Annotated in this window: 8 protein-coding genes; 3 read left to right on the forward strand and 5 right to left on the reverse strand. The window is 69.6% G+C overall.

All coding sequences use genetic code 11. The features are described 5' to 3' along the window. Nucleotides 1-13 precede the first annotated feature (13 nt). Together ACYVGI_RS16645 and ACYVGI_RS16650 are read right to left on the reverse strand one after the other, a co-directional pair. Nucleotides 14-1,420: a glycosyltransferase gene (locus tag ACYVGI_RS16645; protein ID WP_460633701.1), complete on the reverse strand. Its 1,407-nt coding sequence runs from the start codon at nt 1,418-1,420 to the stop codon at nt 14-16. A 162-nt stretch (nt 1,421-1,582) separates the two neighbouring features. Then, a complete protein-coding gene (locus ACYVGI_RS16650) occupies nt 1,583-2,668 on the reverse strand; it encodes a glycosyltransferase family 2 protein (protein ID WP_460633702.1) in 1,086 nt (361 codons plus the stop codon). Nucleotides 2,669-2,734: 66 nt separating this feature from the next. Here ACYVGI_RS16650 and ACYVGI_RS16655 point away from each other — a divergent pair, with 66 nt between their 5' ends. Then, nucleotides 2,735-5,677: a rhamnosyltransferase WsaF family glycosyltransferase gene (locus tag ACYVGI_RS16655; protein WP_460633703.1), complete on the forward strand. Its 2,943-nt coding sequence runs from the start codon at nt 2,735-2,737 to the stop codon at nt 5,675-5,677. Between the two features lie 66 nt (nt 5,678-5,743). Here ACYVGI_RS16655 and ACYVGI_RS16660 read toward each other — a convergent pair whose 3' ends face one another. Both ACYVGI_RS16660 and ACYVGI_RS16665 read right to left on the reverse strand, forming a co-directional pair. Continuing rightward, nucleotides 5,744-7,225, reverse strand: coding sequence for a DUF2142 domain-containing protein (locus ACYVGI_RS16660; protein WP_460633704.1), 1,482 nt, complete (start codon nt 7,223-7,225; stop codon nt 5,744-5,746). A 5-nt stretch (nt 7,226-7,230) separates the two neighbouring features. Continuing rightward, entirely contained in the window at nt 7,231-8,514 is a 1,284-nt protein-coding gene (locus ACYVGI_RS16665; protein ID WP_460633705.1) for a hypothetical protein, read from the reverse strand. Nucleotides 8,515-8,756: 242 nt separating this feature from the next. Here ACYVGI_RS16665 and ACYVGI_RS16670 point away from each other — a divergent pair, with 242 nt between their 5' ends. Both ACYVGI_RS16670 and ACYVGI_RS16675 read left to right on the forward strand, forming a co-directional pair. Then, nucleotides 8,757-11,234 (forward strand): glycosyltransferase, encoded by a 2,478-nt coding sequence (locus ACYVGI_RS16670; RefSeq protein ID WP_460633706.1) that lies wholly within the window; start codon nt 8,757-8,759, stop codon nt 11,232-11,234. A 2-nt stretch (nt 11,235-11,236) separates the two neighbouring features. Continuing rightward, complete coding sequence (locus tag ACYVGI_RS16675) at nt 11,237-12,226, forward strand: glycosyltransferase family 2 protein (protein ID WP_460633707.1); 990 nt, start codon at nt 11,237-11,239, stop codon at nt 12,224-12,226. Here the strand turns inward: ACYVGI_RS16675 and ACYVGI_RS16680 are convergent. After that, a complete protein-coding gene (locus ACYVGI_RS16680; RefSeq protein ID WP_460633708.1) occupies nt 12,201-13,883 on the reverse strand; it encodes a DUF2142 domain-containing protein in 1,683 nt (560 codons plus the stop codon). The two genes, ACYVGI_RS16675 and ACYVGI_RS16680, sit on opposite strands and share 26 nt — an antisense overlap. Between the last annotated feature and the right edge of the window lie 6 nt (nt 13,884-13,889).

Below are 13,889 nucleotides of genomic sequence, written 5' to 3' on the forward strand. Positions count from 1 at the left end.
AGCGCTCGATGGATTATAGCTCGGGGCGTCGCCCGGTCAGGCGTTCCGCCACCGCGCGCAGCGGCTTGGTGAGCCGCCACGACGAGCTGTTCTCGAGTCCGGCGATGCGCTTGTGCAGGTCGTTGTTGATCCGGGTGCGCTCCGAGACGATGCCCTGGATGCGGTCGGGTGCAGGGGTCGGGTTCTTGCAGAACTCGATCAGCGGCGTGAGCGAGGTCGCCCAGGTCATCCCGGCGGCGAAGCGCTCGACGTTGCCGGAGATGCGGGCGCGCTCGTCGGTGTCGAAGAGGAGCTCCTCGATGGCGGCGGCCAGCGCATCCACGTCCTCCGGGGGGACGACGCGGCCGAGCTCGTTGTCGCGGATCAGTTCGGCGAACGTGTCGCCGTCCGTGCTGATGATCGGCAGCGACGCCCACAGGTAGTCCAGGATGCGCGTGCGGAAGCTGAACGCGGTCTCCAGGTGGTCGTAGTGGGTGCTCACGCCGAGGTCGGCGTCGAGCAGGAAGTCGGCGCGCTCGGTGTACGGCACCCAGGCGTCGTTGAAGAACACGACGCTGCCGGTGAGGCCGAGCTCTTCCGCGCGCTTGCGGGCCTCGACGGCCATCCGCATGGTCGGGATGTTCGGGTTCGGGTGGCTCGCGCCGAGGAAGTAGAGGCGCAGGTCGGGGTGGGCCTTCGCCGCGATGGCGACGGCCTCGATGAGGGTCAGCGGGTCGAACCAGTTGTAGATGCCGCCGCCCCAGATGATCACCTTGTCGTCTGCGGCGATGCCGGGGACGGTTCCCTTGATGCCGTGGGAGCGCTGGACGGGCGCGTCGTTCTCGACGCCGAACGGGGCGACGTCCAGGAGGGAGCGCAGGCTCGGGTCCCTGTCGTACGTCGCCGGGTTGATCCTGGCGAGCCCGGCGAGCTGGCCGAGCCAGAAGTCGCGCTGCTTCTCCGATGCGCAGACCATGAAGTCTGCGCGTTCGAGCTGGTCGTTGAGCACCTCGACGGTGTCGATGGCGACGGCGAGACGGTCGGCGGCGCCCAGGTCTTTGCCCTGCTCCAACTGCTCCAGGTGCATCGGGTCGTAGATGTCGGCCACGATGATCGTGTCGGTGTCTTTGATCCACTGGTGGGTGCGCAGGATGTGCCCCTGGAAGACGAGCACGTCGGCCCACTCGACGTGCGAGTGCAGGCTGGTGTCGTCGGCGAAGTGCACGGGGAAGGCGTCGGAGCTGATCTCGGCCTTGTTCGTGGAGACGAGGCGCACGTCGGCGAACGCGGAGAGCGCCTTCGCGATCTCCCACGCGCGGATCGCGGGGCCCGCCATCAGCTCGCCGAGGGTGTCAGGGGTGACGACCAGGATGCGGCGCCTGCTGGCGGCTTTCCCTGGTGCGGTTCCGGTCTGCGACGGTTGCGACGGTGTGGACGTCATGGAATAAGAGTCTCCTGCTTGCACGTGATGGTGCGCCAGGGCATTCTGGCGTCGGATGACGTGCTTCTCGCCCGCGTCGGGCACGCCCAGCACGAAAAGCCGTCGGCAGGCTACCACTGCAATCGGGGAAGTCGATGTGACCCCGGTCGCCCGGCAGAGCGCTCAGCGGCGTCCGCGGCCGAGCATCCGGGCGGCGCCGTCCGCCATCCGCACGATGCGGCGGGAGGTGAGGCGGTCTATGAACTCTCGCAGGGCGCGGTTCTCCTCGCGCAACGTGTCCACCTCGCGCTCCAGCCCTGCCGCCTGCGCGTCGGCGGCGGAGACCCGCCTGTCGAGGTCGGCGATGGCGAGGCCGATGGCGCGGGCTTCTGCGACGGCCGCGTCGTCGACCGGCACGTCGGCCACCGGGGAGCCGACCGTGTCGGCGATGCGCGTGTCCAGCACGTACGCGCCGGAGGCGATCCCGGCCGTGAGCTCGGCGTCGTCCGGGTGGCGGCAGAGATAGAGGGGGAACAGCACGCCGTCGAGCAGGCGGCGGTAGTCGCGCATCCCGTGGTGATTGGGGCTGGGGGTGAGGTCGGGCGAGTTCTCGTATGCGCTGCCGGCGTTCCGCACCTTGCGGCTGTACTGCTCCCAGGAGCGCCAGGGGAAGTGGAGCACCTCGACCTCGGAGCCCTCCGGCACCTGTCCGCGGCTCTCCAGGCTGACGAAGTGGTTGCCCTGCACGACCTCGACCTCTGCGTCGCCGATGTGCGCAGCGTCGTGGGTGGCGTGGGCCTTGAGGCCGACGCGCTGCAGCGCATCCACGGTCCGGAGGTCGCGGTACGCGAGACGCTGGAGGCCGGACCCCGCGATGGCGGCAGGGCCGATCATGTCGTGCACGGGGACGTCGAACGCCTGGATGCTCACCGGGATGTTCTCGAACGCCTCCTTGAGCGTGATGCCGCCCCGGACGGGCAGCCAGAACTCGTCGGCGTCGGCGTTGATCACCCAGTCGGCGCCGTGCACGGTCTTGGCCTCCCTGGCCATGCGGGTGACGGTGACACCCTGCTGCTTCTGGTGCACAGGATCGCTGCGCAGGTCGACGACGCCGCGCTCCGCATACCCCTGCAACAGCTCGTACGTGCCGTCGACGGAGCCGTTGTCGGTCACGATGATCACGTCGACGCCCTGTCGGAGGTGGTGATCGAGCATCGCACCGACGATGTCGACTTCGTCGCGCACCATCAGGGTCATCGCCAACTTCACTCGCTGCCTCCTCGCCGCACAGTCTAGATGACCGGCCGCCGCGGCTCCGCCGCTAGACTTGCCCGGATGAACACCTGGAAGGACAGTGCCGGACGCGCGTTCCGATCGATGCTTCCGCCCGAATCCGCACCTCGTCGTGTTCTCCGCGCAACCCGTGGCGCAGCCCGCAGTTTCCGCGACACGCTCAGCGCGCCGCAGGCGGAGGTCGGCCACGAGGGGCCGGGGCTCACCGACTACGCGCAGTGGCGCGCCGAGCAGCCGGCCCTCGAACCGCTGCCGAGCGACCAGCAGGAGACGACCTTCGTCGTCGTGGTCGAGACGACCGCGCATCCGGATGAGCGGGAGACCCGCGCTGTCGACGCGACGGTCGAGAGCGTCGCCGCCCAGCGCACCGTCCGGGCCCGCACCGTGGTCGCCGTGTCCGGCACACCGCTCGCCGAACTGCTCGACGGTGCGGAGGAGCACTTCGCCCTCTTCCTCACCTCCGGCTCCGTTCTGGACCCTGCCGCTCTCGAACAGGTCGCGAAGGAGCACAGGGTCGACCCGGTGCGCCGCGTCATCGCGTTCGACACCGACCAGGTCACGAGCACGGGCGAGCGCGTCTCGCCGCGGTTCCGTCCCTCCTGGTCGCCGGAGATCATGCTCGGCGTCAACTACCTCGGGCGCGCCTTCGCCATCCGCACGTCCGCGGCGCTCGCCGACCAGGCGGCGACCCTCGACTCGCACGGCATCTGGAAGCTGCTGCTCGGCACCGAGCTATCGGATGCGGTGGTCGGCCTCATCCCGCACATCCTGCTGTCGACGCCCGCCGGGCCGATCCGCAGTGCGACGGAGGCGGACGCGGCGATGGTGCAGCGTTCCCTGCGCGAGCGGGGAGAGGCTGCGACCGCTCAGGTGAGCAACGGGATCGTCCGCGTCGCGTTCGAGCTGGAATCCTGGCCGAGCGTGTCCATCGTCATTCCCACCAAGCACTCCACCGCCAACCTGGAGCGCCTGCTGCCCAGCCTGGCGAGCACCGACTACCCCTCCTTCGACGTCACCGTCGTGGACAACGGGGGAGAGACGGAGGAGAACGAGTCCTGGTACTCGGCGCTCGACGTCGGAGTGCCGGTGCGCCACGTCTGGTGGCACGAGGAGCCCTTCAACTACTCCCGCGTGAACACCGTGACCGCCGCATCCACCTCCGGCGAGGTGCTGGTGTTCCTCAACGACGACACGGAGATCGTGGACCCCGACTGGCTGCGCGAGCTGGTCGGGATGCTGCACCGCGAGGGCGTCGGAACGGTCGGCTACCAGCACAGGACAGACGACGGCCTGGTGCAGCACGGCGGTGTGATGCTCGGCCCAGGCGGGTTCGCAGCCAACCTGTTCGCCGGGATGCGCCCGGACGACGACAGCCTGCTCGGCCCTGTCCGCTGGTACCGCAACACGCTCGCCGTCACCGCCGCCTGCGTCGCGATCCGCCGCGAGCTGTTCGACGAGGTCGGCGGGTTCGACGAGCGGTTCCAGCTCACCGGCAGCGACGTGGTGCTCGGCCTCGACCAGATCATCCGGGGCAGGCGCAACGTCGTCATCCCGTTCGACGCCGTCCGCCACTTCGAGTCGCTGACCCGCGGCGGCCACGCCCCGCGCGCCGACTCGTTCGCGAGCTACTGGCGCTACCACCCGTGGCTCGCCGCCGGCGACCCGTACTCGTCGCCCAACCTGTGCAGGCTCACCGAGGTGCCGCGCTTCGCCGCGGCGGACGACCCGTCTCCTCTGCAGCTCGCGATGGCCGGTCTCGGCCGCGAGTTCGCCTCGGACGCGCAGAAGTCGACCATCTCGGAAGACGCGACCGCGCTGATGTCTCTCGCGACCATCTCCGCCGAGGAGGTCGCCGCCGTCGTCTCGTCGCACGCATCCACCACGGGACGCCGCGAAGTGCGCACGATCAACTGGCTGCTGCCCGGCTTCGACATGCCGTTCTTCGGCGGCGTCAACACCACGCTGCGCATCGCGGACAAACTCGCCCGCGAGCACGGCGTCGTCAATCGCTTCCTGGTCAACGGACACCCGAACAACGAGTTCTACGAGTCGGCGATCGTCGCCGCCTTCCCCGGCCTCGCCGGCTCCGAAGTGGGCAACTACTACGGGGACGACGAGGGCATCGCGGGTGTCCCTCCCGCCGACGTCGCCATCGCGACGTTCTGGCTGACGGCGGTGGATGTGGCCAAGACGCCGGGCACACCGCGCAAGTTCTACCTCATCCAGGATTACGAGCCGTCGTTCTACCCGGCGAGCACGCTGTTCGCGATGACAGAGCAGACATACAAGCTCGGCCTGTACGGCATCTGCAACACGGCGAGCATGCACGACATCTACGCGGGAGGGTACGGCGGCACGGCCACGTACTTCACGCCGGCGGTGGACAGAGGCATCTACCACCCGGTCGGCCGCCGCGAGCGCGGCGACGACGAGCCTGTGACGATCTTCGCGTACGCCCGCGACCACTTCCGCAACTGCTGGGAGCTGGTGTTCGCCGCGCTCAGCGAGATCAAGCGCATGCACGGAGACCGGGTGCGGATCATCGCGGCCGGCGCCAAATACCTGCCGCCGAGCGCCGACTTCATCGACCTCGGCCTGCTCGACTACCGCGCGACGGGCCGTCTCTACCGCGAGACCGATATCGGCGTCACGATGCAGATCTCCCGGCACCCGTCCTATCTGCCGCTGGAGCTGATGGCGAGCGGTGTGGCGATGGTCGCTCCGGACTCCGACTGGTTCCGCTGGCTGTTCCACCCGGACGAGAACGCGCGCACGACGATGATGACCTACGACGACGTCGTGGCCGGGATCGACGAGCTGGTGCAGGATGCGCAGAAGCGTCGCGCCATCCAGGCCGCTGGCATCCAGACCATCGACGCCGCCCACTCCGACTGGGATGCGGCGCTCGACCACCTCTACGACTACCTCTGCGACCCGGAGGCCACCGCCATCCCCTCCTCGGCCCCGCGCACCGTCGCCCCCTGACTCGCGCCCCCGGCCTTTGCCCCTGACTCGCGCCCCACGCCATCGAGCCGGGACTTGTGCACGGCGTCAGCGGCGTGTCGCGTGCATAACTCCCGGCTCGATTGCCAGGAGGCGGGGGAGGGCGCGGTAGGTGGCGACGGCGAAGAAGGCGAGCGCGAGGACGACGGCGATGGTCAGCGGGATGACGCCGCCTGGCGGCTGCCAGGTGGGCGTGAACAAAGCGGCGGTCCAGGAGGTCGAGCCGGCGGCGTAGCGGCGGAGCGTGAACGCGAACGCGGCGAGCTGGCCGATCGCGAGCACGATCGCCCCGGCGCGCAGCGACGCGACCGTGTTGCGCGAGCCGACACCGACCTCCGCGTTGTCGAGGGCCATGCCGCCCCACACCGACAGCACGAGCACGATCGCCAGCATGTAGCGTCCCTGCCAGACGTCGCCCACCTGGCGCCACAGCGCCACCTGCACGATGACGGGGATGACCACCAGGGCCACGGCGAAGCCGAGCGCGATCCAGCGCTCTCTGCCGCGCCCGAGCACGATCGGCAGCAGCACCAGCAGGCCGAGCGTGCAGAACCAGATCGCGATGACCCCGTCCGGCGCAGGCACGTCGACCGTGCCGAACAGTCCGATCATCTCCTTCCAGTAGGAGAAGGTGTTCTCCAGCACTGTCTGCGCCACGGTGAACAGGCTGCCGGGCGTCGGCTCGAGCTGCGCCTTCACCTGGTTCTCCGGGCGGGTGAACCAGAACAACTGCCCTGCTCCGACGACCGCGAGCAGCGCGAGCACGACCCAGGTGGATGCGCGTCGCACCAGATACCGCCAGTCCGCCCCGCGCATGGCGAGCACGACGGAGACGGCGACGAGGAGGAGCCACAGCATCCCGAGGCTGCGGCCCCCGGTGACGAGCGCGGCTGAGACGACGGCGGTGACGGACGACAGCCAGAGCAGCCAGCCGGTCGGGCGATGCTTCGCGATGGTGAGCAGCGACACCAGCAGCGCGCCCGCGGAGGCCAGCTCGACGGCGTTCGGGTTGATCGCTCCGCCGAGGAAGAACACCATCGGGGTCAGCGCGCCGACGGGCAGCAGCAGCGACCAGCGCGCTCCGGGCCAGCAGCGCACCATCGCTGCGAGCACGGCGAGGAGCGCGGCGACGATGGCGCCGGAGAAGATGCGCATGGCGTGGATCGCCGTCTCGCCGGAGAACACCAGCGACGGGAGGCCGACCACCATGTAGTAGACCGGGCTGTTCGTGTACGCCGTGGTGATCAGGCGCTTCACCTCGCCGGGAGCGGCGGTGGAGCTGCCGACGCAGGCGGGCGTGACGGCGGGCTGACCGGCGAAGCAGCTTCCGGCGCCGGGGATGTACAGGTAGGCGGGCGCCTCGAAATACTTGCCGTCGCCCACGATCTCGCCGCGCGCCGCGGTGGTCGCCCGCACCGTGTGCGACGCCTCGTCCGGCACCGAGTAGATCGGCGTCGCGAGAGACCAGGCGGTGAGCAGCACGAAGAGGGTGCAGAAGACGGCAGCGAACAGTCTCAGAGGGAACCGCATCCCGGTCACCCCTGCGGGATGAACAGGGATGCGAGGAACACGAACGCGCCGACCCCCGCCATGATCCAGCGCGGCACGGGCCGCTTCGCCAGCAGCAGGGCTGCGCAGGCGAGGAAGAACGGGATGAGCGAGATGCCGTAGCGCGCGGGCGGCGGGTCAGGATACGTGCCGAGCGCGGCATACGTCACGATCGACAGCAGCGGTGCGGAGATGAGGGCTGCCGCGAAGGTGGCCCACGCGACGGCGGCGCGGCGGCCGCCCCAGCGCGCGACCATGAGCAGGCCGATCACACCGGCGATGGTGACCCACGCGACCGCGTAGTTCGAGATGAGCCCCGGGCCTTTGAGGAACGTGGTCGTGTCCCCGACGCCGCGGGCGGACCCGTCGATGAAGAGGCCGGACTGCAGGATGAGGGAGGTGATCCCGAGCGGCCTGACCTTGCCCATGTCGGGCGCGGGGCCGACGGCGGTGACCGAGGTGTACACAGTCCAGGTGAGCTGCAGCACCATCGAGACGACCACGGAGACGATACCGGTGATGGTCCGCCCGTCGGCGAACGTCCGGCCGATCCAGCCCGCCTTCGAACTGCGGTCGCGGTAGGCGTCGATGGCGGCGCGGATGATCAGGAAGAACACGGCGGCGGCGACGGCCGCGAGGTTCTGCACCTTCAGCAGGGTCACGAACGCCGCGCCCGCCGCGAACCACACGTATCCGCTGCGGCGGTCGGCGACGGTGGCGAGGTAGAGCATCAGGCCGCCGGCGAACAGGGCGGTCGCATCCGTGCTGATGTATGTGTTCGACCAGTACGCGGGCAGCGAGCCGATCATCAGCAGGCCGACGCCCGTGGCGGCGACCGGATGCACCTTCAGCCGTCGCAGCGCGAGGTACAGGAACAGGGCGGCGGCGGCCAGCCAGATCGCGCCGACGAACCTCCCCGCATCCACCAGGTCGACGCCGAGCCAGACCAGCGGCTCGGCGATCACGCGGGTGATGCCGAAGTAGAGCGGTGTGTAGATGTACGCCGAGGTCGCCCCGTGGAACGGGAACAGCTCGGCGTTCTTCGCGTTCGAGAGGTCGCAGCGGGCGTCGGGGGACGGAGCGAGCAGCCGCAGTCCGCGGCAGCCGAGCTGCTGGCGGGCGTACGTGCCGGTCGGCTCGCCGCGGTGAACGGTGAACTCGTGCCCCATCTTGGCGAAGTAGTCGATGTAGACGTACTCGTCGACGGGCGAGACACCACGGTGGCCGGGGACCTGAACGATGCCGACGAGCAGCGAGGCGATGATGAGCACGGTCGGCGCGATGGCGCTCCGCGAGAACAGGCGCGCGAAGAACCCGCGCCGCCCCGCAGGGGCTTCGGACTCGATGTCGATGCTGATGATGCGGCCTTACGCTCGTGGGTCTCGCCGGTGGGTCTCACCGGGCGGCGAACTGCGCCAGCTTAGCAATCCGTCGCTGAGAGGCCCGGCCGACGCGGCCGCCACAGCCCGCCTTGGTAAGCTGGCGGGCGCACACGCCCATGCGAAAGGACCGTATGCCTGCAACGCGACCAGGGGTCGTCTCGGTCGTCCTCGTCAATTTCCGGGGAACCGACGACACGCTCACCGCCATCGAACATCTCGGCCGCCTCGACTGGCCGGCCGACCGGCTCGAGATCGTGGTGGTCGAGAACGCCTCAGGCGACGACAGTGCCGCGCGCATCAGGGCCGCCGCCCCGCACGTGCTGCTGATCGAGTCGAAGGCGAACCTCGGGTTCGCCGGGGGATGCAATCTGGGCGTCAAGGAGGCGAGCGGCGAGTACGTCGCCTTCCTCAACAACGACGCCAAGCCGGACGCCGCGTGGGTGCGCGCCGCTGTCGAGCGGTTCGAGTCCAGCCCGTCCGTCGGCGCCGTCGCCAGTCGCGTGCTCGACTGGGAGGGCCAGAACGTCGACTTCATCGGTTCGGCCATGACCTGGTTCGGCCAGGGCTACAAGCCGCTCACCGCGCAGCCGGTGCCGAGCACCCCGGATGTGCCGCACGACGTGCTGTTCGGCACGGGTTCCGCGATGTTCGTCCGCCGCTCGGTGTACGAGCAGCTCGGCGGGTTCGACGAGCGCTACTTCATGTTCTTCGAGGATGTGGACCTGGGCTGGCGGCTCAACCTGATGGGCCATCGGTACGTCTACGAGCCCGCGTCGCTCGCGTATCACAAACACCACGCATCCATGTCGTCGTTCGGCTCCTTCAAGGAGACGTATCTGCTGGAGCGGAACGCACTGTTCACGCAGTACAAGAACCTCGGCGACGAAGCGCTCGCCAACGCGCTGCCGGCGACGCTCGCGCTCACGGTGCGGCGTGGCGTGGCGAAGGGCGACCTCGACTCGACATCGTTCGACCTGCGCAAGGGCGCCTCCAACGACCCGACGATGGAGATCTCGAAGGAGACCGTCGCCGCCGTCTACGCCATCGACCAGTTCGTGGAGCACCTGCCGTCGCTGGTCGAGTCCCGCGAGCAGATCCAGCGCACCAGGGTCGTCTCCGACAGCCGCATCTGGTCGCTGTTCGGCGAGACCGACGCGCCGTCGTACACCGCGGAGCACTACCTGGAGGGCTACGACAAGCTCGTCACGGCGTTCCCCGTCACCGAGAGTCCGGATGTGACCCGCGTGCTGATCATCACGGGCGACCCCATCGGCGTCAAGATGGCCGGTCCGGCGATCCGCGCCTGGAGCATGGCGGAAGCGCTCGCGAAGGACAACCTGGTGACCCTGGTGTCGCTGTCCGGCGTCGAGCCGGTGTCCGCGCCGTTCGACATCGTGCACATCCGGCCGGGAGACGACCGCTCGATGCGCAAGCTCGAACGCGAGAGCGACGTGATCGTCTTCCAGGGGCTCGCGATGGCGCTGTTCGACAGCCTGCGCAAGACCGACAAGATCATCGTCGCCGACGTCTACGACCCGATGCACCTCGAACAGCTCGAGCAGGGCAAGGAGCTCGGCCGCGAGCAGTGGGACAAGCAGGTCGGCGACGCGACAGACGTGCTCAACGAACAGCTCGAACGCGGAGACTTCTTCCTCTGCGCCTCCGAGCGTCAGCGGCATTTCTACCTCGGCCAGCTCGCCGCGCTCGGCCGCATCAACCCGGCCAACTACGCCGACGACCCCGACCTCGACCACCTCATCGACGTGGTGCCGTTCGGCCTCTCCGAGACGCCCCCCGCGCACGAACGGGATGTGCTGAAGGGCGTCCTTCCCGGCATCGGCGCACACGACAAGCTCCTGCTCTGGAGCGGCGGCCTCTACAACTGGTTCGACCCGAAGTCGCTCATCAGCGCCGTCGCGAAACTGTCGGAGACGCACGACGACGTCCGCCTGTTCTTCCAGGGCACCAAACACCCGCATCCCGGCGTGCCGGAGATGGCGATCGTGGCGGAGTCGCGCGGGCTCGCCCGTGACCTCGGCGTGCTCGACACGTCCGTCTTCTTCAACAGCTCGTGGGTCGACTACGCCGACAGGCAGAACTACCTCACCGAGGCCGACGCCGGCGTCAGCACCCACTTCTCGCACGTCGAGACGACGTTCTCGTTCCGCACGCGCATCCTGGACTACCTCTGGGCTGGACTGCCGATGGTCGTCACGGCGGGCGACCACTTCGCGCAGCTGGTCGAGGAGGAGAAGCTCGGCGTCGTCGTGCCGTCCGGGGACGTGGATGCGCTCGCCGCGGCACTCGAGACCGTGCTGTACGACGAGAAGTTCATCGCCTCGGCCAAGCGCAACATCCAGCGGGTGCGGAAGCGCTACTTCTGGAACGTGGTGCTCGCCCCGCTGGTGGACTTCGTCGCCGACCCGCGGCACGCGGCCGACCTGGTCGCGAAGGGCGTCGTCGGCGCTGGGGGCGCCCCGCGCAAGACGACGACCAGGCGCAAGAAGCACGGCATCCGCCACGACGTCGGCCTGTTCTTCCACTACATGAAGAACGGCGGACCCGCGGTGGTGGCCAAGAAGGTGCGGAGCAGGCTGGGGAGACGCTGACCGTGGCGCGCACGGTCTCGGTCGCGCTCTGCACGTTCAACGGCGCCAGGTACATCCGCAGACAGCTCGCCAGCGTGCTCGCGCAGACGGTTCCTCCGACGCAGCTCGTCGTCTCCGACGACGGCTCGACGGACGCGACGATCGCGATGCTGGAGGAGGAGCTGCGGGCGCACGAGACGGCCACGGGATGGAACCCGGAGGTCGTGCTGCTGCGCAACGCGACCCCGCTGGGGGTGACGGCGAACTTCGAGCGGGCGCTGCGCGCATCCACCGGTGAGCTGATCGCGCTGTGCGACCAGGACGACGAGTGGGAGCCACGCAAGCTGGAGAAGCTGGTCGGGATGTTCGACGCGCGGCCAGGGCTCGGCTTCCTGCACACGGACGCCACCCTGATCGACGACGACGGCGCTCCGACCGGAGGCACGATCTTCGGGGCGCTGGAGGTGTCGGACGAGGACCGGCAGGCGGTCCACTCCGGGCGGGCGTTCTCGGTCTTCGTCCGACGCAACATCGCGACGGGCGCGACGGCGATGGTGCACCGCGACCTCGTGGCGGCGTGCGGGCCTTTCCCCGCGGCGTGGGTGCATGACGAGTGGCTGGCGATCCAGGCCGCCGCGCGCGACATGCTCGACCTGAGCGAGGAGCCGCTGACGCGCTACCGGCGGCACGCGGCCAACCAGATCGGAGCAGGCGACCCGACCATCGGCCACAAGATCCGCAGGGTGCTCGGAGCTCGAGGCGACCGCAACAGGATGCTCGCCGAGCGCTCGCGCATCCTGGCCGACAGCCTGCGGGGAGCGGACGGCGTCGACTCGTCGAAGGCCGCGCTCGCCGAGCGCAAGGCGGCGTTCGAGGCGACGCGCGCTGCGCTTCCCGCCAACCGGCTGCGACGGTTCGTGCCTGTGCTCAGGCTCGCCGCGGGCGGCGACTATCCGAGGCTGGCGAGCCAGGGATGGATGGACGTGGTCAGAGACCTGTTCCAGCCGGCGTGAGGCTCGGCTGCGGTTCCTGCTCCTGCGGCCGGGCTCCTTCCTGAGCAGCCGGTTGCTCCGCCGGCTGCGCGGGCGACGCCGGGACAGCATCCACGGTCTCCTCCGACTGGCGCGACCACGCGGACACGTGCAGCAGAAGCACCGCGGCCGCCACCAGCAGCACGGCGAAGACGGCCAGCCAGAGCCAGACGCCGCCGGGCGGAGCCCACGCCGGTTGCCCGAACAGGTACGAGCGCATCGAACCGTTGGATCCCACCGCGTAACGGCGGAGCGTCGCCTCGAACGCCCAGAACTGCGCTCCGGCGGCGCCGATCACCACGATCACGGCGATCCGCCGCCACGCGTACGAGGCTCGCACGAACGCGACGTCGCCGAGCAGCGCCGCCAACCCCACGACGAGGCAGAGGAACAGCGGCAGGTTGTACCGCCCCTGCCAGATCATCCCTCCTCCGTGGATGTACGCGGCCTGCACCAGCGCGGGGCAGAGCAGGAAGGCGGCGACGAGCAGCCACGCGACGAGCAGGCGGCGGCGTCGGAGGACGACCACCGCACCGACCGCGATGGCGCCGATGGCGAGCCCCCACAGGTAGAGCACGGCGTCGGGGGCCGGGGTGTCGAGCCAGCCGAACAGGCCGACGAGGCCCTGGCTGTATCCGATGGTGCCGACGAAGACCTTCTGGAAGCCGACGAGCGGCGACGAGCCGATGCCGGGGAAGGACAGCGCCTGGTCTGGATGCTCGATGGCGTTCGCGAGCGAGTTGGTGCCGACGGTCCACAGGCCGGCCGCGATGGTTCCCGCCGCGACCACCGCGATCAGCACGATGACGGCACGTCGCTTGAGCAGGGCGATCAGCGCATCCCGGCCGGTGAGCAGCAGCAGGGGGATCACGAGGGCGAGCGCCACCCACAGCGGCGACAGTCCGCGGGAGTTGACGGCCACGACAGCTCCGGCCATCACCACCACAGCCCGGCCGGTGAGGCGGGCGGGGTCGGGGGAGAGCGTGATCGCGAGCATTCCGCAGAACACGGCGAGGGTGGCCGTCGCCTCGACGGCGCTCGGGTTCACCGATCCGCCGAGGAAGAGCAGCATCGGAGTGACGGCCACGGCGAACGCGAGCAACGGCATCCGGCGTTTGCGCATCGTGAACACGATGGCGAACGCGAGAGCGGCGAACAGCGTCGTCAGCAGGGCGCTCAGGATGCGCATGGCATAGATTCCGCCCGCGTCGTGGAAGACCAGGGAGGGAAGACCGACGACGGCGTAGTAGAGCGGGTTGTACAGCCCGGCCGTGGTCGGCGCCTGGACGCTCTGCCACGGGTCTGCGCCTGGCGTGAACGCGCAGTTCGCCGTCACGGCGGGGTTGAACGCGAAGCAGGTGACCGCGTGCGACTCGGCGATGTAGCGCGGAACGGTCACGATGTGGCCGCTCTGCGATGGCGTGCCCACCAGCTCTCCGCGGACCACGCTCGCCGCGCGCACGATGTGGGCGGGCTCGTCCGGGGAGGCGGACGGCGGGGTCGCGAACACCCACGCGGTCGTCAGCGCGAACAGCACAGCCCAGGCTCCGAAGAACGCGGTCAGCGGGATGGAGCGGCGCTGGCGGTCCGGGCGGGCGGTCGGCGCAACCGTGTCGCCGCCCGCCTGTGGGTTTCCCATGAGGTA

The sequence above is a fragment of the Leifsonia lichenia genome (assembly GCF_054780215.1).

Excerpts from the sequence above, each read along its gene's own strand:
- ACYVGI_RS16655 (WP_460633703.1), top strand. The coding sequence starts at position 2,735 with ATGAACACCTGGAAGGACAGTGCCGGACGCGCGTTCCGATCGATGCTT.
- ACYVGI_RS16660 (WP_460633704.1), bottom strand. The coding sequence starts at position 7,225 with ATGCGGTTCCCTCTGAGACTGTTCGCTGCCGTCTTCTGCACCCTCTTC.
- ACYVGI_RS16645 (WP_460633701.1), bottom strand. The coding sequence starts at position 1,420 with ATGACGTCCACACCGTCGCAACCGTCGCAGACCGGAACCGCACCAGGG.
- ACYVGI_RS16670 (WP_460633706.1), top strand. The coding sequence starts at position 8,757 with ATGCCTGCAACGCGACCAGGGGTCGTCTCGGTCGTCCTCGTCAATTTC.
- ACYVGI_RS16680 (WP_460633708.1), bottom strand. The coding sequence starts at position 13,883 with ATGGGAAACCCACAGGCGGGCGGCGACACGGTTGCGCCGACCGCCCGC.